This is a genomic window from Streptomyces sp. NPDC005181 (assembly GCF_040608395.1).
In the GTDB taxonomy this organism is placed as follows: domain Bacteria; phylum Actinomycetota; class Actinomycetes; order Streptomycetales; family Streptomycetaceae; genus Streptomyces.
Window position 1 is genome coordinate 21510 of record NZ_JBEXID010000050.1, and the last position, 22653, is coordinate 44162.

General features: G+C 72.5%; 19 protein-coding genes and 2 pseudogenes. 13 read left to right on the forward strand and 8 right to left on the reverse strand.

The window, feature by feature from the left end; genetic code table 11:
* Positions 1–17: 17 nt before the first annotated feature.
* Both ABZV38_RS26710 and ABZV38_RS26715 read left to right on the forward strand, forming a co-directional pair.
* The gene (locus ABZV38_RS26710) at positions 18–758 is read left to right on the forward strand and encodes a futalosine hydrolase (RefSeq protein ID WP_356330973.1); all 741 of its coding nucleotides are present in this window, start codon (positions 18–20) and stop codon (positions 756–758) included.
* The gene (locus tag ABZV38_RS26715; protein ID WP_356330975.1) at positions 742–1608 is read left to right on the forward strand and encodes a 1,4-dihydroxy-6-naphthoate synthase; all 867 of its coding nucleotides are present in this window, start codon (positions 742–744) and stop codon (positions 1606–1608) included. Before ABZV38_RS26710 ends, ABZV38_RS26715 begins: the two co-directional genes overlap by 17 nt.
* Positions 1609–1662: 54 nt before the next feature.
* Here the strand turns inward: ABZV38_RS26715 and ABZV38_RS26720 are convergent, their stop codons facing one another.
* Complete coding sequence (locus tag ABZV38_RS26720; protein ID WP_030926546.1) at positions 1663–2046, reverse strand: cold-shock protein; 384 nt, start codon at positions 2044–2046, stop codon at positions 1663–1665.
* 197 nt (positions 2047–2243) lie between these two features.
* Here ABZV38_RS26720 and ABZV38_RS26725 point away from each other — a divergent pair, with 197 nt between their 5' ends.
* Complete coding sequence (locus ABZV38_RS26725; protein WP_356330977.1) at positions 2244–2486, forward strand: hypothetical protein; 243 nt, start codon at positions 2244–2246, stop codon at positions 2484–2486.
* Positions 2487–2542: 56 nt separating this feature from the next.
* On the opposite strand, the gene ABZV38_RS26730 is transcribed toward ABZV38_RS26725, so the two are convergent.
* Complete coding sequence (locus tag ABZV38_RS26730) at positions 2543–3160, reverse strand: HAD family hydrolase (RefSeq protein ID WP_356330979.1); 618 nt, start codon at positions 3158–3160, stop codon at positions 2543–2545.
* 147 nt (positions 3161–3307) lie between these two features.
* Between ABZV38_RS26730 and ABZV38_RS26735 the strand changes: the two genes are divergently transcribed.
* Genes ABZV38_RS26735 through ABZV38_RS26745 form a run of 3 tightly spaced genes read left to right on the forward strand, consistent with a single transcriptional unit; the run spans position 3308 to position 6245 of the window.
* On the forward strand, positions 3308–4318 hold the full coding sequence (locus ABZV38_RS26735) for an iron ABC transporter permease (protein ID WP_356330981.1): 1011 nt from the start codon (positions 3308–3310) through the stop codon (positions 4316–4318).
* Positions 4315–5391, forward strand: a complete 1077-nt coding sequence (locus ABZV38_RS26740; protein ID WP_356330983.1) for an iron chelate uptake ABC transporter family permease subunit — start codon at positions 4315–4317, stop codon at positions 5389–5391. Before ABZV38_RS26735 ends, ABZV38_RS26740 begins: the two co-directional genes overlap by 4 nt.
* A complete protein-coding gene (locus ABZV38_RS26745; protein ID WP_356330985.1) occupies positions 5388–6245 on the forward strand; it encodes an ABC transporter ATP-binding protein in 858 nt (285 codons plus the stop codon). Before ABZV38_RS26740 ends, ABZV38_RS26745 begins: the two co-directional genes overlap by 4 nt.
* Positions 6246–6487: 242 nt before the next feature.
* On the opposite strand, the gene ABZV38_RS26750 is transcribed toward ABZV38_RS26745, so the two are convergent.
* Positions 6488–7591 carry a hypothetical protein gene (locus ABZV38_RS26750; protein WP_356330987.1) on the reverse strand — a complete coding sequence of 368 codons (1104 nt, stop codon included), beginning with the start codon at positions 7589–7591 and terminating at the stop codon, positions 6488–6490.
* Between the two features lie 76 nt (positions 7592–7667).
* Between ABZV38_RS26750 and ABZV38_RS26755 the strand changes: the two genes are divergently transcribed.
* Entirely contained in the window at positions 7668–10127 is a 2460-nt protein-coding gene (locus ABZV38_RS26755; RefSeq protein ID WP_356330989.1) for a helicase C-terminal domain-containing protein, read from the forward strand.
* A 280-nt stretch (positions 10128–10407) separates the two neighbouring features.
* Positions 10408–12051, forward strand: a complete 1644-nt coding sequence (locus tag ABZV38_RS26760; RefSeq protein ID WP_356330990.1) for a DNA repair helicase XPB — start codon at positions 10408–10410, stop codon at positions 12049–12051.
* 103 nt (positions 12052–12154) lie between these two features.
* Here the strand turns inward: ABZV38_RS26760 and ABZV38_RS26765 are convergent, their stop codons facing one another.
* The gene (locus ABZV38_RS26765) at positions 12155–12382 is read right to left on the reverse strand and encodes a hypothetical protein (RefSeq protein ID WP_356330992.1); all 228 of its coding nucleotides are present in this window, start codon (positions 12380–12382) and stop codon (positions 12155–12157) included.
* Positions 12383–12766: 384 nt separating this feature from the next.
* On the opposite strand from ABZV38_RS26765, the gene ABZV38_RS26770 reads away from it, so the two are divergent.
* Positions 12767–14857, forward strand: coding sequence for a UvrD-helicase domain-containing protein (locus tag ABZV38_RS26770; protein ID WP_356330995.1), 2091 nt, complete (start codon positions 12767–12769; stop codon positions 14855–14857).
* Between the two features lie 86 nt (positions 14858–14943).
* On the opposite strand, the gene ABZV38_RS26775 is transcribed toward ABZV38_RS26770, so the two are convergent.
* Complete coding sequence (locus ABZV38_RS26775) at positions 14944–15633, reverse strand: copper homeostasis protein CutC (protein ID WP_356330997.1); 690 nt, start codon at positions 15631–15633, stop codon at positions 14944–14946.
* A 247-nt stretch (positions 15634–15880) separates the two neighbouring features.
* Here ABZV38_RS26775 and ABZV38_RS26780 point away from each other — a divergent pair, with 247 nt between their 5' ends.
* On the forward strand, positions 15881–18181 hold the full coding sequence (locus ABZV38_RS26780; protein WP_356330999.1) for a heavy metal translocating P-type ATPase: 2301 nt from the start codon (positions 15881–15883) through the stop codon (positions 18179–18181).
* 30 nt (positions 18182–18211) lie between these two features.
* Here ABZV38_RS26780 and ABZV38_RS26785 read toward each other — a convergent pair whose 3' ends face one another.
* Genes ABZV38_RS26785 through ABZV38_RS26795 form a run of 3 tightly spaced genes read right to left on the reverse strand, consistent with a single transcriptional unit; the run spans position 18212 to position 20495 of the window.
* Positions 18212–19075 (reverse strand): biotin-dependent carboxyltransferase family protein, encoded by an 864-nt coding sequence (locus ABZV38_RS26785; RefSeq protein ID WP_356331001.1) that lies wholly within the window; start codon positions 19073–19075, stop codon positions 18212–18214.
* Positions 19072–19710 carry an allophanate hydrolase subunit 1 gene (locus ABZV38_RS26790; RefSeq protein ID WP_356331025.1) on the reverse strand — a complete coding sequence of 213 codons (639 nt, stop codon included), beginning with the start codon at positions 19708–19710 and terminating at the stop codon, positions 19072–19074. The genes ABZV38_RS26785 and ABZV38_RS26790 overlap by 4 nt, the downstream gene beginning before the upstream one ends.
* A gap of 35 nt (positions 19711–19745) precedes the next feature.
* Entirely contained in the window at positions 19746–20495 is a 750-nt protein-coding gene (locus ABZV38_RS26795) for a 5-oxoprolinase subunit PxpA (RefSeq protein WP_356331026.1), read from the reverse strand.
* Between the two features lie 174 nt (positions 20496–20669).
* On the opposite strand from ABZV38_RS26795, the gene ABZV38_RS26800 reads away from it, so the two are divergent.
* The 3 genes and pseudogenes from ABZV38_RS26800 to ABZV38_RS26810 form a co-directional block, all read left to right on the forward strand.
* The gene (locus ABZV38_RS26800) at positions 20670–21386 is read left to right on the forward strand and encodes a GntR family transcriptional regulator (protein ID WP_356331003.1); all 717 of its coding nucleotides are present in this window, start codon (positions 20670–20672) and stop codon (positions 21384–21386) included.
* 374 nt (positions 21387–21760) lie between these two features.
* Positions 21761–22219 (forward strand): annotated as a pseudogene (locus ABZV38_RS26805) (DUF969 family protein); the annotation flags it as partial.
* Position 22220: 1 nt separating this feature from the next.
* Positions 22221–22598: pseudogene (locus ABZV38_RS26810) on the forward strand (DUF2891 family protein); the annotation flags it as partial.
* Positions 22599–22653 lie beyond the last annotated feature (55 nt).

Here is a 22653-nt window from a genome sequence, read left to right on the forward strand (position 1 = left end):
CCGGGAGGGCCCTCCCCGTGCGTGTGCTTGTCGTGACCGCTGTCCCGGTGGAACGGGACGCGGTCACGCGTGCGTTCACGGACAGGCCGCAGGTCCTCTATGTGCCCGGCGCCGAGCTGCACCGCGCCGGTGACTTCGATGTCGTCGCGGGCGGCGCGGGTCCGGCTTCCGCGGCCGCCACGGCCGCCTTCGCCCTGGCCTCGGGGGCCGGGGCGGGGGCCGGTCCGGGCGCCGACGCCGGGGAGGGACCGTACGGCCTGGTCGTCTCGGCCGGGATCGGCGGCGGGTTCGCGCCCGGCGCCCCCGTCGGCTCCCTCGTCGTGGCGAGCGGCATCGTCGCCGCCGATCTGGGCGCCGAGACCCCCGACGGGTTCGTGCCCGTCACCGCCCTGGGCTTCGGACGGGAGCGGTTCGTGCCGCCGCCCGCCCTGGTACGGGACGTGGCCGCGGCCACCGGCGCGCTGACCGGCGAGGTCCTCACCGTCTCCACCGTGACCGGCAGCGCGGAACGCGCCGCCGCTCTGCGCACCGCCCACCCGCACGCCGCCGCCGAGGCCATGGAGGGCTTCGGGGTCGCCGAGGCCGCCGAGCGGCTGCGTGTACCGGTGCTGGAGATCCGGGCCGTCTCGAACGCCGTCGGCCCGCGCGACCGGGACGCCTGGCGCATCGGCGACGCGCTGGCCGCGCTCACCGAGGCGTTCGGGAAGCTCATCCCCGTACTGGAAGGCTGGACCACCCACCATGACCGACACCACTGACACGGCCGGCGGCGCCCTGCGCATCGCCTTCTCGCCCTGCCCGAACGACACGTTCGTCTTCGACGCCTGGGCGCACGGCCGGGTCCCCGGCGCGCCCGCCCTCGATGTCACGTTCGCCGACATCGACCTCACCAACGGCATGGCCGAGCGCGGCGAGCTGGACGTACTGAAGGTGTCGTACGCGGTGCTGCCGTGGGTTCTGGAGGAGTACGCACTGCTGCCCTGCGGCGGGGCGCTGGGGCGCGGCTGCGGCCCACTCGTCCTGACGAAGGAGCCGGGTACGGATCTGACGGGGAAGACCGTCGCCGTGCCGAGCGAGCGCTCCACCGCCTATCTGCTGTTCCGGCTCTGGGCGGCGGAGGTCGTCCCGGGTGACGTCGGCGAGATCGTCGTCATGCCGTTCGACGAGATCATGCCCGCCGTACGGGACGGGAAGGTGGACGCCGGTCTCGTCATTCACGAGGCGAGGTTCACGTACCGGAACTACGGGCTGCACAGCCTCGCCGACATGGGCGAGCACTGGGAGTTGACGACCGGGCTGCCCATTCCGCTCGGTGCGATCATCGCCAAGCGGTCGCTGGGCGCCGAGAAGCTGAAGGTACTGGCCGAGTCGGTGCGCACGTCGGTACGGATGGCCTGGGACGACCCGGAGGCATCGCGGCCGTACGTGCTGGAGCACGCCCAGGAGATGGACCCGGCCGTGGCCGACCAGCACATCGGGCTGTACGTCAACGAGTTCACCGCGGACCTCGGTGAGAACGGCTACGCGGCGATCCGCGGACTGCTGACCCGCGCGGCGGCCGAGGGGCTGGTACCGCCCCTCGGCCCGGACGCGCTGTCGTTCGTCTGACGGTGAGCGGCGCCGGTGGACCGGCTGCAGGCTGCGCGGCCCGCAGCCGGTCCGCTATACGTCGAGCTGGTCGGCGACCGCGCGCAGCAGGCCGCCGATCTGCTTGCCGGCCGCCTTGTCGGGGTAGCGGCCCCGCTCCAGCATCGGCGTGATGTTCTCCAGCAGCGTCGTCAGATCCTGCACGATCGATGCCAGTTCGTCCGGCTTGCGGCGCTGGGCGGCCGCGACGGACGGCGTCGGGTCGAGGATCGTCACCGACAGCGCCTGGTCTCCCCGTTGACCTGCCACGACGCCGAATTCGACGCGCTGGCCGGGCTTGAGGGCGTCGACTCCGTCAGGGAGCACCGACGAGTGCACGAACACGTCGCCACCGTCGTCGCGGGAAAGAAAGCCGAAGCCCTTCTCGCTGTTGAACCATTTGACCTTGCCAGTCGGCAAAGCACGCACCCCATCTCAACCTGTATGCCGGAACCAAGCCTCAGCAGGTCAGGCCGGACCATGGTCGTGCTCCCCTGCTGGCAGAAGCCTCCACAGGTGCAGTACCCCTCGTCAAGCCTGGTCATCCGGACTGTGTCCAGAAACGGCGCACTACGGGTGAAGAGGGGTTCTTCCGGGGTGGGAACTACCCTTGCGGGGTGAGTACTCCTCCTCCTTCTTCTGGCGCAGGCGACCGGCTCGTCCGGGTCGGCGCGATCGTCTTCTTCATCGGGGCACTGGCGACACTGGTCACCGTGGCCCCGCTGTTCCTCGGGACCGACCCGTTCCCGTCCATCGCGTATGCGGTGTGCATGTTGATGGGGGTGGGCTTCCTGATCGCGGCCGCCGGCGTGGTGCGGTCGGCGTGGTCAGGATCTCCGAAGCGGGACGCCGCGCGGTAGAGCGAACACGGGCGGGACGGGGGCCGCGGGGTGCGGTGTGCTCCGCCGGACAGCCCCTAGCCGGCCCGGTAGGCGTCCAGCCAGGCCGGGAACTCCGTCAGGTTCCGCAGGATCACGTCCGCGCCCGCCGCTCGCAGTTCGTCCGCGTCGCACGGGCCCGTCGTGACCGCCACCGACAGCGCCTCCGCCGTGCGGGCGCCGCGTACGTCCCCGGTGTGGTCGCCGACGTACACCTGTGCGCCGTGCTCGCGAAGCGCCCGCGCCTTCCCCTCCGCCCACAGGCCGCCGACGATCTCGTCGGCCTCGATCCCGAGGTGCGCCAGGTGGAGCCTGGCGTTCGGCTCGTGCTTCGCCGTGACGACGATCGTCCGGCCGCCCCGCTCGCGGATCGCGGCGACGGACTCCCGGGCGCCGGGCAGCGCCGGGGTCGGGGTGATGGCGTGTGTGGGATAGATCTCCCGGTAGCGGTCGGCCGTGGCGGCCACGACGTCCGCCGGGAACCAGTTCGCCAGTTCGTCCTCCAAGGGCGGACCGAGCCTGCTGACGACCAGGTCGGCGTCGATCGGCGTCCCCGTCTCGGCGGAAAGTGCCTGGTAGGCGGCCTTGATGCCGGGCCGGGAGTCGATGAGCGTCATATCGAGGTCGAAGCCGACCGTCAGGGGGTGCGAAGCCATGGTTCCCATTGTGCCGAGGCCGCAGATCTGACCCTCGCCCTTCGGGCCCCCTCACAGCCCGCCTAGACTAAGCCAAGCCTTACCTAGCTGTGCCCGGCCACGCGTGGCTGCACAGAGCCAGGTCGTCCCGTTTGTCGATTGGGTCCGATGCCAGCCGCCGCACCTCGCCGCCACAGACGCGCTCTCGCGACGGCGGCGGCCGTCCTGGCGCTGCTGGTGGCCGTCCTGCTCAGCCTTGCCGTGGGCGCGCGCACCATCGCGCCGTCCGCGGTGCTCGACGCCCTGCTGCACGGCGGGCACTCCGACGCCGCGGAAGTGATCCGCCAGCTGCGGGTGCCGCGCACCCTGATCGGGCTGATGGTCGGTGCGGCGCTGGCCCTCGCGGGCACAGTGCTCCAGGGCATCACCCGCAACCCCATCGCCGACCCCGGCATCCTCGGCATCAGCCAGGGCGCCTCGGTCGGGGTGGTGCTGGCCATCGCATACGCGGGGATCCACACGCTGACGGGGTACGTCTGGTACGCGTTCGCAGGGGCGGCCCTCGCGTCCGTCGCCGTGTACGCGATCGCGTCGCGCGGCCGCGGCGGGGCGACGCCGGTGAAGCTCGCGCTGGGCGGCGCCGCGATCAATGCGCTGCTGGTGTCGGTGACGATGGCCGTGCTGACGACGAAGGCGTCCGCGCTCGACGAGTTCCGCTTCTGGCAGGTCGGTTCGATCGCCGGGCGGGAGGCCGAGGTGGCGCAGCAGATCTGGCCGTTCCTGCTGGTCGGCACGGTGCTCGTGCTGTCCGTGGCGCGGGGTCTCGATGCGCTGGCGCTGGGCGAGGACGTGGCGAAGGGGCTGGGCCAGAAGGTCGCGACGGTACGGATCGTCGGTGGCATCGGGGCCACCGTGCTGACCGGGGTCGGGGTGGCCGCGGCCGGGCCGATCGCGTTCATCGGGCTGGCCGTCCCGCACATCGCCCGCGCGATCGTCGGCAGCGACCACCGGTGGGTGCTGCCGATGGCGGCGCTGATCGGGCCCGTGATGCTGCTGGTCTCGGACGTCATCGGTCGGATCGTCTTCCCGCCGAGCGAGGTCCCGGCGGGTGTCATGACAGCACTGATCGGGGTGCCGTTCCTGGTCGCACTGGTACGTCGGAAGGCGGTCCCGGCATGAGCGGCACCCTCACCCGGACCCGGGTCCGGCCCGCCGGGTACAGCGTCGTACGGATCGGGGCGCGCGGGCGGTTCCTGCTGCACCGGCGTGCGACCGTCGCCGCGACGGTCCTCGTCGTGCTGCTGGCGGTCGTCTGTGTCGCGTACCTCTGCGTCGGTGAGAGCTTCGTCGCGCCGGCCGAGGTCGTGAAGGTGATCCTCGGGCAGCCGTCGCCGTACGAACTGGTCGTCGGGACGCTGCGGCTGCCGCGCATGGTCGTCGGGCTGCTCGTCGGCGTGGCCTTCGGGATCGCCGGGGCACTGATCCAGACAGTGGCCCGCAATCCGCTGGCCAGCCCCGACATCATCGGCATCAGCCAGGGTGCGGGCGCGCTCACGGTCGGCGCGATGACGTTCGGCGTCACCTCGTACACCGTGCTGCCGTATCTGTCGGTCATCGGCGGGATCGCGGCGGCGGCGCTCGTGTACGTCTTCGCGTGGCGCGGCGGGCTGCACGCCACCCGGTTCGTCCTCATCGGCATCGGCTTCGCCATCGCGCTGCGGTCGGTCACCACGCTGTTCCTGACGAAGGGCGACTATCTGGTCGCCCAGCAGGCGCAGATCTGGATGACGGGTTCGCTGAACGGCCGCGGCTGGAACGAGGTGGCGCCGATCGGCTGGACGCTGCTCGCGCTCGTACCGGCCGTCCTGTGGGCGGCGCGTGCGCAGCGCACCGTCTCGATGGACGACGACACCGCGACCGCGCTCGGCGTACGGCTGGGCCGGGTACGCCTGGGGCTCGTCGCACTCGGCGTGATCCTGGCCTCCGTGGCGACGGGGACGGCCGGGCCGGTGGACTTCGTGGCGCTGCTCGCCCCGCAGATCGCCCGCCGCATGACACGTACCGCGCAGATCCCGCTGCTCTGCTCGGCGCTGCTCGGCGCAGTGATCGTCGTCTTCGCCGATCTGCTGGCACGCAAGCTCTTCTCGCCCACCGAGCTGCCGGTGGGCGTGCTGACGGCGGCGGTCGGCGCCCCATATCTGATCTGGCTGATCATCCGCGGTCACGGTGGCCGCAATGGAGGCAAGGCATGAGCTCGACCCGTACGTCCGATGCCGTCGCCGAGGTGACGACCGGCCGGCTCACCGCGCGCGGACTGACCCTCGCCTACGAGGAACGCACGGTCGTGCACGAGCTGGACCTCACCGTTCCCGACGGCCGGGTGACGGTCATCGTCGGCCCGAACGCGTGCGGCAAGTCGACCACCTTGCGCGCGCTGGGCCGACTGCTCAAGCCGCGCGGCGGGGCCGTACTCCTCGACGGTACGGAGCTGTCCCGGATCCCCACCAAGAAGATCGCCCAGTCGATAGGACTGCTGCCGCAGACCCCGGTCGCACCCGAGGCGATCACCGTCTCCGACCTCGTCGCCCGCGGCCGCCAGCCGCACCAGCACTGGTGGCAGCAGTGGTCGGAGGAGGACGAGCGGGCCGTCACCGACGCCATGGACCGTACGGACATCACGGCGCTCGGCGACCGGCCGGTGGACGAACTGTCCGGCGGGCAGCGGCAGCGGGTCTGGATCGCGATGGCGCTGGCCCAGGAGACGGATCTGCTGCTGCTCGACGAGCCGACGACATACCTCGACATCTCGCATCAGGTGGAGGTCCTCGACCTGGTGCGCCAGCTCGCCTCTCCGGCGGCGGACGGCAGCCGCGGCCGGACGGTCGTGACCGTGCTCCACGACCTGAACCAGGCCGCGCGGTACGCGGACCACCTGGTCGCGATGAAGGCGGGCCGGATCGTCGCCGAGGGGCACCCGGCGGACATCGTCACCGCGGAGCTCGTGCGCGAGGTGTTCGGCCTGGCGGCAGTGATCGTCCCGGACCCGGTGACGGGTTCGCCCCTGGTCGTGCCGGGCGCCCCCTGGACCCCGTCCGCACCCGTCTGAGCACCCCGAAGAAGCACTCCCCCGCAGGGACTGGCGCACGTGCCGGGTTCGTCCGCGTTGCCGGCTTCCGCGCCAGTTCTGCGGAGACACCCCGGAGGGGCACCGCCCACCACTCCCCGGGCAGACGCACCGGCGCCCACCCCATGGGCCCGAACCCGCCGGACGCGGCAGGCCCGCACACCCAGTCCGTCCGGCGCCTGAGGACAGATCCGGCCGCCGGACGCCACGGCACAAGCCCCCGCCTACTCCACCCGCTTCCGCGCCCGCCACACCAAGAACACCGCAGACGCCACCGCCGCCGCCCGCACCACCACCGGCCACACCCCTCTCAGCGCCTCGCCCATCCCGTCCTCCGGGATCGGCTCGCCCCAGCGCCCGTCCATCCGCCCCCACAGCCAGACCAGGCCGCCCGCCGCGACCACCCCCGGCAGCCCCATCGCGGCCAGCTTCGCCTCCCTGCGCGAGAGCGTGCGTGAGCCGTACGCGAGCAGCCAGCCGCCTGCCAGGGCCACCCAGTACCCGGTCACCGCACCGGTGACCAGCAGCGCGGCGGCGAGCAGCAACAACGGGTGGGAGAACCGGAATCCCTTGTTCTCAGGGGGTGTACGCCGACGCAGCCGCGGCCGCCACCGACCGCGCGGCGCGTCGTCCGCCTCATCGGAGCCGCCACCGTCGGAGCCGGCCCCGGCACCGTCGCCCCCCGCGCCCTCGTCCGCACCCGTATCCGGACCGGCCCCCTCCACGGCCCCTTCCACCGACTGCCGCGGTGGCCTCAACAGCTCGGCGATCTCCACCCCGCCCACGAACCCCGGCACCTCCACCCCGTCCCCGAACGGCCCCGGCTCGATGCGCCACCAGTCGGGTTCGCTCCCGGACGCGCCCAGCTCGTCCGTCCCCGCCATGTGCGGCGGCGAGGGCACCCGTTGCGCCGGCACATCGCCCCCCGCAATCCCCGGGACTCCCGAGACCCCCGAGGCCCCTGTCGCCCCCTCCGACGCGCCCTTGCGCGAACTCTCTTTCCGGAGCGTCCCTCTGCGTGGCCGCGGGATCCCCCGCGACTCCGGATCACCCGCATCCGGTGCCCCTGCCGCCCCCGGCAACGTCACCGTTCCGTCGGCCGACCGGGCCGCCGCGGCGACCAGTTCGTCCGGTGTGCCGAGCCGTCCGATGATGCGGCGCACCGACGCCGGCGTGTCCGTGGCCTGGCTTCCGCGCTGCCGGTCGATCTCGGTGCGCAGTGCCGCCACGAGCCGCATCCGGGTGCCCGAGGACAGCTGTTGCTGCTGGGCCAGATCCCCGACCCGGCTCAGATAGTCGTAGACGAGCTGGTCGCTCTCGATCCCCACGCGATGGTTCCCCTCTGACCGGTCTGCACCGACCGTAGCGCCCTCGGGCCTGTCCGGAGCGACTACCGTGGGACGGATGGGGATGACCACACCACCGCGGACGCTCGCCGAAGCTCTGCGCGCCCGGGACGACGAGTCGTTGGCCGGGCTGCTCCGTGCCCGCCCCGATCTGCTGTCCCCCGTGCCGAACGACATCACCCAGCTGGCGACGAGAGCCGGTACCCGGGCCTCTGTCGTACGCGCGCTGGAGCACCTCGACCGGTTCGCCCTGCAGACCGCGGAGGCGCTGGCCGTCGCACCCGATCCGGCCCCGTACGACACTCTGCTCGCCCTGCTGACCGGCGACGGCCAGGACGACGGCGCGCACCGCGACGACGCGGGTGCGGCGATCCGGAGCGCGGCACCCGGCGCCCTCGCGACCCTGCGCGAACAGGCCCTGGTCTGGGGCGAAAACGACCGGCTGCGGCTGGTGCGTACCGCGCGCGAACTCCTCGCCCCGTCCCCGCAGCACCCCTCCCCCACCGGTCTGGGGCCGACCGTCGCCGAGGCCACGGCCGGTATGTCGCCGGGCCGGCTCCAGGAGATCCTGACGGCGGCCTCGCTGCCCGCCACCCACGACCCGGTCTCCGCCGTGGCCTCCCTGTCCGCGCTCTTCACCGACCGCACCAGGATGGGCGAGCTGCTCGACACAGCCCCGGTCGAGGCCCTGTCCGTACTGGACCGGCTGGTGTGGGGCCCGCCGTACGGGGAAGTGACCCCGAACCCGACGCCGCCCGTGAAGTGGCTGCGCGACCGCGGGCTGCTGCTGCCCGTGTCGACACGCACGGTCGTCCTGCCGCGCGAGGCGGCCCTGCATCTGCGGGCCGGGCGCGCCCACCGCGTACCCGAGCCACTGCCGCCCGCCGTCGTGGCGGCCGTGACGCGCGATCCCCAGGCTGTGGACAGCGCGGCGGCGGGCCAGGCATTCCTGGCGGTGTCCACCGTCGAGGAACTGCTGACGAGCTGGAACGGCGGCGGCCCGCCGATACTGCGCGCCGGGGGCCTCAGCGTCCGCGAGCTGAAGCGGACCGCGGCCGTCCTCGACGTGTCCGAGCCGATCGCCGCGTTCTGGCTCGAACTCGCCTACGCGGCCGGGCTGCTGGCCCCCGACGGCGAGGCCGACGAGCGGTACGCGCCGACGCCCGCGTACGACGACTGGACCGAACTCCCCGTCCAGGACCGCTGGGTGCACCTCGCCACCGCCTGGCTCGCCGCCACCCGCACCGCCGGCCTGGTCGGCGGCCAGGACGCCAAGGGCCGGGCCCTGTCCGCGCTCGGCCCCGAACTCGACCGCTCGGCCGCCCCCGAGGTACGTCACCACATCCTGGCCCTGCTCGCCTCGCTGGACCCCGGCACCGCCCCGGACCCGGAGGCGCTGCTCGCCCGGCTCCGCTGGGAACGGCCGCTGCGCGGCGCCTCCACGTCCGCCGGGAACACCATCGACCTGCGGTCCCGGATCGCCCTGTGGACGCTGAACGAGTCCGAACTCCTCGGCATCACCGGCCGCGGCGCACTCTCCTCCCAGGCCCGCGCCCTGCTCGACTCCGGACCCGCGAAGGCCGCCGCGCTGCTCGCCCCGCTCATCCCGGAACCCCTCGACCACGTCCTGCTCCAGGCCGACCTGACGGCCGTCGCACCCGGCCCGCTGGAACGCCCCCTCGCCGACACGCTGTCCGCCCTCGCGGACATCGAGTCGAAGGGTGGCGCGACGGTCTACCGGTTCACGCCGGGCTCCGTGCGCCGCGCGCTGGACGCCGGACAGTCCGCGGCCGATCTGCACGCGTTCCTCGCCGCGCACAGCCGTACGCCGGTTCCGCAGCCCCTCAGCTATCTCATCGACGACGTCGCCCGCCGCCACGGCCATCTGCGGATCGGCGCCGCGTCCGCGTACGTACGCTGCGACGACGAGGCCGTGCTCAACGAGATCCTCGCCGACCGGCGCTCGGCCACCCTGCGCCTGCGCCGCCTCGCGCCGACGGCACTGGCCGCCCAGATCGACCCGGCGTCCCTGCTCGAAGGGCTGCGCGAGATGGGCTACGCCCCGGCCGCCGAGTCCGCCGAGGGCGACGTCCTGATCACCCGCGCGGGCATCCGCCGCACCCCGCCCCGTACACCCCCCGCCCCCGTCCCCGAGGGCCCACCGGTCCCCGACGGAACACTGCTCGGCGCGGCGGTGCGGGCGATCCGCGCCGGGGACACGGCCGCGACGATCGTCCACAAGGAAACGGACGGGACCCCCGCCGCCGCGGCCGGCTCGCTGCCCCGCACCACGTCCGCGGAGACCCTCGCCACCGTCCAGGCGGCGGCCATGACGGGCTCCGCGGTGTGGATCGGCTACGTCAACGCGGACGGCGCGGCCAGCCAGCGGGTCATCGCCCCGGTCCGGGTGGAGGGCGGCTTCGTGACGGCGTACGACCACACGGCGGACGAGGTCCGCACCTACCCGCTGCACCGGATCACCGGCGTCGCCGAACTGGCCGACGACGCCACTTCCTGACCCGTCGGCCCGCGAGACGAGCCACCGCCGACGCGGCTGCCCGGTCACCACGGCGGCCGGCGCTACGAGTGCGGCGGCGCAGCGCAGGACGGACGGCATGCGGTCGTCAGGCCGCACCGGACCGGCCCGTTCCGGGGCTGTGTCCCCGGCAGCGGCACGGGTCACCCGCGGCCCATGACACGTCCCGCTCGCCGACACCTACGCGCCACCTACCCCGCATGCGGCACACTGGACGTTTGGCCGCACAGGTGGCCGCACCCCGTAGAAAGGGCCGAGACGCGTGACCGGACCCCTCATCGTTCAGAGCGACAAGACGCTGCTCCTGGAAGTCGACCACGACCAGGCCGATGCCTGCCGTCGTGCGATCGCGCCCTTCGCGGAACTGGAGCGGGCGCCCGAGCACATCCACACCTACCGGCTGACTCCGCTCGGGCTGTGGAACGCACGCGCCGCCGGGCACGACGCCGAGCAGGTCGTCGACGCACTCGTGCAGTACTCGCGCTATCCGGTACCGCACGCGCTGCTGGTCGACATCGCCGAGACGATGGCCCGGTACGGCCGCCTCACGCTCTCCAAGCATCCGGTCCACGGGCTGGTGCTGACCTCCACCGACCGGCCCGTGCTGGAGGAGATCCTCCGGTCGAAGAAGGTCCAGCCGCTGGTCGGTGTCCGGATCGATCCGGACACCGTGGCGGTGCACCCGTCCGAGCGCGGACAGATCAAGCAGACGCTGCTGAAGCTGGGCTGGCCGGCCGAGGACCTGGCCGGATACGTCGACGGCGAGGCGCACCCGATCGAGCTGGCCGAGGACGGCTGGGCGCTGCGGCCGTACCAGAAGCAGGCCGTCGAGGGGTTCTGGCACGGCGGATCCGGTGTTGTCGTACTGCCTTGTGGTGCGGGCAAGACGCTGGTCGGGGCCGGTGCGATGGCGGAGGCCAAGGCGACCACGCTGATCCTGGTGACGAACACCGTCTCGGCCCGGCAGTGGAAGCACGAGCTGGTGAAGCGGACGTCGCTGACCGAGGACGAGATCGGCGAGTACAGCGGTACGCGCAAGGAGATCCGGCCGGTCACCATCGCCACGTACCAGGTGCTGACGACCCGCCGTAAGGGCATCTATCCGCACCTGGAGCTGTTCGACTCGCGCGACTGGGGTCTGGTGATCTACGACGAGGTGCACCTCCTGCCCGCACCCGTCTTCAAGTTCACCGCCGACCTGCAGGCCCGTCGGCGGCTCGGCCTCACCGCGACGCTCGTCCGCGAGGACGGCCGCGAGTCGGACGTCTTCTCGCTGATCGGCCCCAAGCGGTTCGACGCACCGTGGAAGGAGATCGAGGCGCAGGGGTACATCGCGCCGGCCGACTGTGTCGAGGTCCGGGTCAATCTGACGGACGCGGAGCGGCTGGCCTACGCGACCGCCGAGGCCGAGGAGAAGTACCGGTTCTGCGCGACGACCGCGACGAAGCGGAAGGTGACGGAGGCGCTGGTGCGCAAGCACCGGGGCGAGCAGACCCTCGTCATCGGGCAGTACATCGACCAGCTCGACGAGCTGGGCGAACATCTGAACGCCCCGGTGATCAAGGGCGAGACGAGCAATGCGCAGCGGGAGAAGCTCTTCGACGCGTTCCGCGAGGGCGAGCTCAGCGTCCTCGTCGTGTCGAAGGTCGCGAACTTCTCGATCGACCTTCCGGAGGCGACCGTCGCCATTCAGGTGTCGGGCACGTTCGGCTCGCGGCAGGAGGAGGCGCAGCGGCTCGGCCGGGTGCTGCGGCCGAAGGCGGACGGGCACGAGGCCCGGTTCTACTCGGTGGTCGCCCGCGACACGATCGACCAGGACTTCGCGGCACACCGCCAGCGCTTCCTGGCCGAGCAGGGCTACGCGTACCGGATCGTGGACGCGGACGAGCTGCTGGCGGACAACTGAGCCACTGAGTCGACCGGTCCCGGGGAGCGCGGCTCAGCCGCCCGGGGCCACGAGCGGGCATTGATGCCCGCCGAGCAGTCGCCGGGGCGGCAGCTGTCCGTACTCAGTGTTCGCGGCGTGTCGATCGGTCGTGCTGTTCTCGATGGTCGCGGCGGAGGACGCCTGCCTCCTCCGCGTACTCGCCGAGGACAGCCACGCCGAACGCGGCGCGTGCGAAGACCTTCACGGCGCGCACGGCGTCGCCGACACGGTGGGTGGGCGGGTGACCGGTGGCCGCCGTCGCGCCGTGCGCGGGGCCGGTCCCGTGTGGGTTCAGACTGGCGGTGCTCATGTATCCCATGGTCCTGCGCCCGTCCCGTAGAGGCATCGGCCCGCGGGCGGAATCCCCGTGGTCTTCGCATAGGCCTCCGGTCGGATGCCGTCCCCTACGGGGTGGACGGGGGGTGGACAGAGGGTGGACCGGGCAGCCTAATTCGTTCGACCCTGCCGGTCGTGGTGGATACAATCGCCGGTCTGCCCGCCTCCCGCACCGTGGTACCGGCTCGTCGCCGGCAGCCGGGGGAGCGCCGCCGGCCGGACGGAAACCGGCCGACAGCCGTACGTGCACCTGCGTGCGTATCCCGTGATCGATCCTCGAGCGGACCGCGTCGCCCCCTGGCCAACCGGGAGCGTGCTGCGGTCCGCCGTCCTGCGTTGAAAAGCCGGAGGCCACACCGTGCCCGCGCACGAACACGAAAGCGACACCACCACCGATCCGCTGGCTCGCGAGCGCGCCCATCTCGCGGCGTCCCGGGCCGCGTTGCGCGCCATGCGTGAGGACGCCCAGGCCCTCGACATCCGCGATGTCACCGCGAACTGGGTCAACGCCGCCGTCCTGCAGGCCCAGATCGACGAACGCATCAAGTCGCTCGCCGATCTCTCCCACACCCCGCTCTTCTTCGGCCGCCTCGACTATCTGCACCCGGTCGGTGCCGAGCAGGCCGAGGGCGCGGAGGGAGAGCAGTTCTACATCGGGCGCCGCCACGTCCATGACGCCGACGGCGATCCGATGGTCATCGACTGGCGTGCGCCCGTCTCGCAGCCGTTCTACCGGGCTTCGAAGAAGGACCCGCAGGACGTCGGACAGCGCCGCCGCTTCGGGTACACCGGCGGCGAGCTGACCGCGTACGAGGACGAGCACCTCACCGACCCCACAGAGGCCCCGCAGACCAGCAAGCTGCTCCAGGCGGAGATCGAGCGGCCGCGCGTCGGTCCGATGCGCGACATCGTGGCGACGATCCAGCCCGAGCAGGACGAGATCGTCCGCAGCGGGCTCGGCGGGACGGTCTGCGTGCAGGGAGGACCCGGTACCGGCAAGACCGCCGTCGGCCTGCACCGGGTCGCATATCTGCTGTACGCGCACCGCGAGCGGCTCGCCCGTACCGGCACGCTGGTCATCGGGCCGAACCGGTCGTTCCTCCACTACATCGAGCAGGTGCTCCCGGCCCTCGGCGAGCTGGAGGTGAAGCAGGCGACCGTCGACGATCTGGTGGCGGCGCATGTCGAGGTGCGGGGTACGGACGCGGCGGACGCGGCCGTCGTCAAGGGGGATGCCCGGATGGCGGAGGTGCTTCGGCGGGCGCTCCGTTCGCATGTGAAGCTGCCGACGGAGCCGGTGATGGTGGTGCGCGGTTCGCGCCGCTGGCGGGTGCCCGCGTACGAACTGGAGGAGATGGTCACGGAGCTGCTGGCCCGCGACATGCGGTACGGCGCGGCACACGAGGCGCTTCCGCAGCGCATCGCGCACGCCGTCCTGGTACGGATGGAGGAGGCCGGTGAGGCCCCCGACGACCGGGTGCAGAACGCGGTGGCCCGCACTCCGGCGGTCAAGGCGGCCGTGAAGGCGATCTGGCCCGCCGTCGACCCGGCAAAGCTGGTGCTGCGGCTGCTCTCCGACCCGGAGTTCCTGGCCGCGCACGCGGACGGGCTGCTCACCGAGGACGAGCGGAAGACGGTCCTGTGGACGAAGCCGGCCCGGAGCGTGAAGTCCGCGCAGTGGTCGGCGGCGGACGCGGTGCTGATCGACGAGGCGAGCGACCTGGTGGCGCGTACGCACTCGCTCGGCCATGTCGTCCTCGACGAGGCACAGGACCTCTCCCCCATGCAGTACCGGGCGGTGGGCCGCCGCTGCACGACCGGTTCGGCGACCGTGCTCGGCGACCTGGCGCAGGGGACGACGCCGTGGTCGACGGAGAGCTGGGCGCAGGCGCTGCACCACCTGGGCAAGGAGGACGCCGTGGTGGAGGAGCTGACGGCGGGCTTCCGTGTGCCGAGGGAGGTCATCGCGTACGCGTCACGGCTGCTGCCGGTGATCTCGCCGGGTCTTGCGGAGGTGGAGTCGGTGCGTGAGTCGCCGGGTTCGCTGGCGGTACGGAAGGTGCCCGACGCTGCCGGACTGGACGCGGCGGTGCTCGCGGCCTGCGAGGAGTCGCTGGCGCAGGAGGGATCGATCGGGCTGATCGCGGCGGACGCGCGGATCCCGGCGCTGGCGGAAGCGCTGACGGCGGCGAGTCACGCGTATCTGTCGCCGGGTGAGGAGACGACGGCCGAATCCCGGCTGACGCTGGTCCCGGCCTCGCTGGCGAAGGGCCTGGAGTACGACTACGTGGTGCTGGACGAACCGGCGGCGGTGGTCGACGGCGAACCGGACGAGCGCACGGGCCTGCGCCGGTTGTATGTGGCGCTGACCCGTGCGGTGTCGGGGCTGACGGTGGTGCATGCGGCGGGGCTGCCGGAGGTGCTCGGGGCTACCGGGGCCGTCCGGTAGCCGCTCTGTCCTCAATCGCCGGGCGGGCTTTATCGCCCGAGCCCGTCCGGCGTTCGAGGACGGAACCGGTGTCCCCGGTGCGCCGCCTACCCGTCGAGCCGCGCCCGCCACTCCCGTACCGCTGCCGCGTCCACCGGCGCGTCCCATCCCTTGGGCCGCGCCGCGCCCCCGATGTGCACCGCGTCGATGCCCGCGGCCAGCAGCTCCGGCAGGCGTTCGAGCCGCAGCCCGCCCCCCACCAGGATCTGCGGCTCGTACCCGGGCTCGCCCTTCCGTGCCGCCTCGACGAGCAGCGTCGGGATGCCGTCGTCGACGCCGCGCGTCGATCCCGCCGTGAGGTACGTGTCGAGGCCGGGCAGATCCGCAAGCTGCTTGCGCAGGGCGTCCCGGTCGGCGGCGCGGTCGATCGCGCGGTGGAACGTCCAGCGGCAGCCGTCCAGCTCGGCGACGAGCCGCTCGACGGTCACGAGGTCCGCATGGCCCTGCGCGTCCAGGAAGCCGAGGACGAATTCCTCGGCGCCCTCGGCCCGCAGCTCGCACGCCTTCCGTACGAGTACGTCGATGTCACCGGCTGCGAAGCCGTCGGCCACCCTGAGCATCACCCGCAGCGGGATGTCGACTGCGGCACGGATCTCCGCGAAGGTCGCGCACGACGGGGTCAGTCCGTCCGCCGTCATGTCGGTGACCAGCTCGAGCCGGTCTGCACCACCCGCCTGGGCAGCGACCGCGTCCTCCGCGTCGAGAGCGATCACCTCCAGGACTGCACGGTTGCTCATGGGACCCCATTCCTCCAGTAAACAGCTATAGGTCTAGTCCAATGGCCAGCCTACGGGTCAGTCGGCTGAAGGTGCAGCCTCCCTGCGAACGTGAAGATACGCGAGGTCAGAGGGGTGCCCGAGGGCCGGACGCGCCCGGTCCGCACCTCCGCACCGGATCCACACTTGCGCTTCATAGGGGCGGGGGGTATACATGCATCAGCATTAGATACCCCCCAGGGGTATACCCCCACCCAGGGAGGACACCGTGCCCGCGCACACCGCCGCAACCGGCATCGGCACCGACACCACGGCAGAGGTCGAGCTCTCCATCGGTGGCATGACCTGCGCATCGTGCGCGGCCCGCATCGAGAAGAAGCTCAACCGGATGGACGGCGTCAGCGCCACCGTCAACTACGCCACCGAGAAGGCCAAGGTCAGCTACCGGGGCGAGGATCTCTCCGTACAGGACCTGATCGCCACCGTCGAGAAGACCGGCTACGCGGCACAGGAGCCGGCACCTCCGGTACGCACCGAGGAGTCCGCGCCCGCAGCCGAGGACGGGGCCGACGCGCTCCGCCCGCTGCGGAAGCGGCTGCTCACCGCCGTCGTGCTCGCCGTACCGGTGATCGCGATGTCGATGATCCCGGCGCTGCAGTTCACGTACTGGCAGTGGCTCTCGCTGACCCTGGCGGCCCCCGTCGTCACCTACGCCGCCTGGCCGTTCCACCGCGCCGCCTGGACCAACGCCCGGCACGGAGCGGCGACGATGGACACGCTGATCTCCGTCGGCACATCGGCCGCGTTCCTGTGGTCGCTGTGGGCGCTGTTCTTCGGCACGGCCGGGATGCCGGGCATGACGCACCCCTTCGAGCTGACCATCGGCCGCAGCGACGGCGCCGGGAACATCTATCTGGAGGCCGCGGCCGGCGTCACCGCCTTCATCCTGGCCGGCCGCTGGTTCGAGGCCCGTTCCAAGCGGAAGGCGGGCGCGGCGCTCAAGGCGCTCCTGGAGCTGGGTGCCAAGGAAGTCACTGTGCTGAGGAACAGCCGCGAGGTGACCGTACCGACGGCGGAGCTGCGGGTCGGGGACCGGTTCCTGGTCCGTCCCGGTGAGAAGATCGCCACTGACGGCACCGTCGTCGAGGGCGCCTCGGCGGTGGACGCGTCGATGCTCACCGGCGAGTCCGTGCCGGTCGAGGTCGGTGCCGGTGACGCCGTCACGGGTGCCACGCTCAACGCGGGCGGGCGGCTCGTCGTCGAGGCGACCCGGATCGGCGCAGACACGCAGCTGGCGCGGATGGCGAAGCTCGTCGAGGACGCGCAGAACGACAAGGCGGCGGCCCAGCGGCTGGCCGACAGGATCTCCGCGGTCTTCGTGCCCGTCGTGATCGCGCTCGCGCTCGGCACGCTCGGGTTCTGGCTCGGCAGCGGGGCGGGTCTGACAGCCGCGTTCACCGCCGCCGTCGCCGTACTGATCATCGCCTGCCCGTGCGCCCTCGGCCTCGCCACGCCCACCGCCCTCATGGTCGGCACGGGGCGCGGGGCGCAGCTCGGCATCCTGATCAAGGGGCCCGAGGTCCTGGAGACCACACGCCGTATCGACACGATCGTCCTCGACAAGACCGGTACGGTCACGACCGGCCGGATGACGCTGCTGGACGTCCACGTGGCGGCCGAGGCGGCGGACAAGGCGGCGGTCGAAACGCAGGTGCTGCGACTGGCGGGCGCTCTGGAGCACGCCTCCGAGCACCCCATCGCCCGGGCGGTCGCCGCGGGCGCGGCCGAGCGGACCGGGACGGCGCTGCCCGTCCCCGAGGACTTCGCCGGCGTCGCCGGCCTGGGCGTCCAGGGTGTTGTCGAGGGCCACGCCGTCCTCGTAGGCCGTGAGCAGCTGCTCGCCGAGTGGGAGATCCACCTGCCCGGGGAACTGGCCCGGAAGAAAGCGGCGGCGGAGGCGGCCGGCCGGACGGCCGTCGCGGTGGCCTGGGACGGCGAGGCGCGGGCGGTCCTGGAGGTCGCCGACGCGGTGAAGGACACCAGCGCCGAGGCCATCGTGCGGCTGCGGGCCCTGGGCCTGACACCCATCCTCCTCACCGGGGACAACAGGGCGGTGGCGGAGTCGGTCGCGGCGGAGGTCGGGATCGACCGGGACGACGTGTACGCGCAGATCATGCCCGAGGAGAAGGTCGATGTCGTCAAGCGGCTGCAGACGCAGGGCCGTTCGGTCGCGATGGTCGGCGACGGCGTCAACGACGCGGCGGCGCTGGCCCAGGCGGACCTGGGCCTGGCAATGGGTACAGGCACGGACGCGGCGATCGAGGCCGGCGACCTGACCCTGGTCCGCGGGGACCTGCGGGCGGCGGCGGATGCGATCCGGCTGTCGCGGAAGACGCTGGGGACGATCCGTACGAACCTGTTCTGGGCGTTCGCGTACAACGTGGCGGCGCTGCCGCTGGCCGCGGCCGGGCTGCTGAACCCGATGATCGCGGGGGCGGCGATGGCGTTCTCGTCGGTGTTCGTGGTGGGCAACTCGTTGCGGCTGCGGGGGTTCCGGGCGGAGGCGTAGGACCGCGCACCGGCCCGACGGGGCCGGTGCTCAGCCCGCGCTCACGAACCGCACCCGGGTGCCCGGCACCGCCTGTGCCGCCCCCGCGAGTGCGGTCTCGTGCACGACACCGACGACCGGGTATCCCCCGGTCGTCGGATGGTCGTTGAGGAAGACCACCGGCCGCCCGTCCGGCGGCACCTGAATCGCCCCCAGCACCATCCCCTCGCTGGGCAGTTCGCCCTCCCGCGCACGCTCCAGCGCAGGCCCCTCCGTCCGCAGGCCGATGCGGTTGCTGTGCGGCGAGACCCGGTACACCGCAGTGGCAAGGGTGCGCAGCGCCCGCTCCGTGAACCACGAATGGCGCGGACCCAGTTGCACAGGCAGCACGAGTTCGGTCGGCGCCGCCGGCCACGGCACGGTGTCGGGCACCGGCACAACGGGGCACGCGGACACCCCCAACGGCACCACGTCCCCGTCCCGCAGCGGCGTCGGCCCGAGCCCCGACAGCAGATCCGCCGACCGGCTGCCGAGCACGGGCTCCGGCACGAGGCCGCCCCCGAAGGCCAGATAACTCCGCAGGCCACGCTCCGCAGGCCCCGCGTCGATCACCGCCCCCGCCGGTACGTGAACGGCGGCGCCCCATGCCACCGGTCGCCCGTCCACCGTGACCCGGCACCCCGCGCCCCCCACCACGGCGACCACCGAACGCGACGGCCGCACAGCGCAACCGGTGACCGTGGTCTCCAGCACGGCGGCGTCCGCGGGATTGCCGACGAGCCGGTTGGCGAGCCGGCGAGCCGGGGAGTCCAGGGCCCCGGCCCGCGGCACCCCGAGATGCGCCCAGCCGACCCGCCCCGCGTCCTGAACGGTGGTCAGGGCTCCGGCCCTCATCACCTCGATGGCACCGGTCATGGCCGCACCTCCGCCGCGACAAAGCGCACCCGCGCCCCGGGGCTCAGCAACGCCGCCGGCTCCCGCGCCGGATCCCACAGCTCCCCCGGTTCCGGCATCCGCCCGATGAGCTGCCAGCCGCCGGGCGACGGGCGCGGATAGACCCCGGTGTACGGCCCCGCCAGAGCCACCGCCCCCGCTGGAACCTTCGTACGCGGAGTCGCCCGCCGCGGCACATGGAGGTGCCCGGGAAGACCGGTCAGATAGCCGAAGCCGGGTGCGAACCCGCAGAACGCCACCCGGAACTCCGTACCGGCGTGCATGCCCGGCACCTCGTCGACGCCGACACCCCACGCCGCCGCGACATCGGCGAGATCCGGCCCGTCGTAGACGACGGGGATCTCGACCGCGTCACCGGTGCCGCTCCGCAGCGGCGGTATCCGCCAGGACTCCAGCTCGCGGGCCAACCGCTCCCGGCCCTCCGGGCTGCTGTCCGCGATCCCGTCGAGCAGCACGGTCCGCGCGCCGGGGACGATCTCCCGTACGGCAGGCAGCTCACCGCGCGCACGGCGACGCAGCAGCTCGGCATGGAAGGCTTCGGCGTGTTCGCCGGAGCTCAGCTCGACGAGCAACGCCTCCCGCCCGGCGGGCAGCACCAGCACCTCATCAGCACCGGCACCGGTGTCCCCACTCACGCGAACGCCCGCACGGCAACGCCCGCTTCTTCCAGCGCCCCCCTGACCCGGCGGGCCAGTTCCGCCGCGCCCGGGGTGTCGCCGTGGACGCACAGGGAGCGGGCGGCGACCGGTATGCGGATGCCGTCGACGCCGGTGACCCGGCCGTCGACCGCCATCCCCACACTGCGGCGTACGACCTCGTCCTCGTCGTGCACGACCGCGCCCGGCTCGCTGCGCGGCACCAGCGTGCCCTGCGGGGTGTACGCGCGGTCGGCGAAGGCTTCCTCGACCGCTGCCAGGCCCGCCGCTTCCGCATGGACGAGCAGCCGGGAGCCGGGCAGGCCGAGGACCGCGAGCCGGCCCCCCGCCAGCCGGACGCCCTCGACGACGGCGGCGGCCTGGTCGTCGTCCCAGACGGCACGGTTGTACAGCGCGCCGTGCGGCTTGACGTACGACACCGTGGAACCCGCCGCCTCCGCGAACACCCGGAGCGCGCCGATCTGGTACGCGACCTCAGCGGTCAGTTCGGCGGGCGGCACATCCATGGAGCGGCGCCCGAAGCCGGCCAGATCGCGGTAGGCGACCTGCGCGCCGATCCGTACGCCCCGCTCCGCCGCCGCATCGCAGACCCGCCGCATCACGGAGGCGTCGCCCGCGTGGAACCCGCAGGCCACATTGGCGCTGGTGACGCAGTCGAGCAGCGCGTCGTCATCGGTGAGGGTCCAGTGCCCGAACCCTTCGCCGAGATCAGCGTTGAGATCCATCGGGTTCGTCGGGTTCGTCGGGTTCGTCGGGTTCGTCAGATCCATCACGGACGCACGCTAGCGATTGTTCAACAATCTGACAAGACCTGGCTTGGGGAGTGAGACGGCCGTACGGTTCACTGGACACAGAGTGCGCACCGGACGAAGCGCACGGCAATAGGCAGGGGACGGGGCATGGCGGGGAATGCGGGCGGCCGGACTTCTCCGGATCTCTCGGAACTGGCGGCGGACAGTGCCTCTCTGGCCCGCTCCGGCACCGCCGAGCGGGTCGCCGCCATCCTGCGGGACCGGATCACCGAAGGCTACTTCCCGCCGGGCAGCCGGCTCTCCGAGGAGAGCATCAGCGGCGCCCTCGCCGTGTCCCGGAACACCTTGCGCGAGGCGTTCCGCCTGCTGTCGCACGAACGCCTCCTGGAACACCGGCTCAACAAGGGCGTCTTCGTCCGCGTCCTCGCCGTCGACGACCTGGTGGACATCTACCGGGTCCGGCTGCTCGTCGAGTGCGCCGCCCTGCGGACGCTCGGCGAGCCGCCGTACGACCTGACGGCCGTCGAGGCCGCCGTGTCGACGGGCGAGCAGGCGGCGCTGGCCAACGACTGGCCGGTCTGCTCGACCGCCAACATCCGCTTCCACCAGGCCCTGGCCGGCCTCGCGAACAGCCCCCGCACGGACGAGCTGATGCGCAACGTCCTCGCCGAACTGCGGCTGGCCTTCCACGTGATGGCCGACCCGCGTCGGTTCCACGAGCCCTACCTCACCCGGAACAGGGAGATCGCGGACAGACTCGCCGAGGGAGACGCGGCGGGCGCCGAGCGGATGCTGGCCTTCTACCTGGAGGACTCACGGCGCCAGCTGGCGGAGGCGTACGCGGAGCGCCTGACCGCGCGATAGCCCCGCCCCGGGCACCCGCCACGCAGCAACCCCACTCCGTACGCCCCCGCGCTTCACCCCGCGCCGCGTCGTGTCACGCATGGACCGTTCCACAATCTGCACCGCCCCCCGAACCCCGGCCGTACGCCACGCGCCGGACTCCCTCTGGGCAAAACCGCAGATCAGGGCAATATCGCACCATCTGCCGCCCGCACCGACCGAACCGTGCACCACCCGCCCCGGCCACACCACGGTCCCACCTCACACTTTGCTATCCATGTACCTCACACCCTTGTGGGCTTGTTGAACAATCGCTTAATGTCTCGCGCACTACCCCGTCCCCTCAGGACCGAGCAGGCCTGCCCGCACGTCCATGCGCGGAAGAAGGCCGACGCGTGATCGTTCTCCTCGGCGTGCTCGTGGTGATCCTCGGATTCGCCACCCGCCGCAATCCCCTCCTTGTGGTGGGTGTCGCAGGCATCGTCACAGGGCTGCTCGGCAAGCTCTCCCCGCAGGAGGTGCTGGCCACATTCGGCAACAGCTTCGCCTCCGCGCGCTCCGTGACCGTCTTCGTCATCACCCTGCCCGTCATCGGGCTCCTTGAGCGGTACGGACTCCAGGAGCAGGCCCGTACTCTCATCGGCAAGCTGGGCAGGCTGACCACCGGCCGCTTCCTGGCGCTCTACCTGCTGATACGGCAGCTCACCGCCTCCGTCGGACTCACCAGCATCGGCGGTCCCGCGCAGAGTGTGCGGCCGCTGATCGCCCCGATGGCCGAGGCCGCCGCCGAGGCCAAGGCGGGTCGCCCGCTGCCGCAGAAGCTGCGCGAGAAGGTCCGCTCGCACGCGTCCGGCGTCCGGGCAGGACTTCCTCTCCCCCGCCCTGACCGAGGCGGACGCGATGCGCCGAGTGCTCCCCGTCGCAGAGTTCCGGACCTGGCTGTCCGTGTTCCTGCCGGGGCTGACGGACTCTCCGCTGCTCACCCCGCCCGTGGTCTCCGACCACTCGGACCCGCAGATCGGCCACCTCCTGGGCCTCACCCTGAGCCGGGCAGCGGCCCTCCGTACGATCGGCGACGCGCTGGGCGAGGGCCCCGCCCACACCGCTCTGACCGCTTCGGCCGAGGCTCATCTCGCCGCCGGCCTGCCCTCGGTCTCCTCCGGTGACTTCAGCACGGACCACTGGCTGGCCACCTTCGCCGCACTGGCCCTGGACACCCCGCCCGGCCACTGACCGTCGGCCTCGGCCCGAAGGGGAGCCGCCCCGGCCGGTCGGCTCCCCCGGGCCC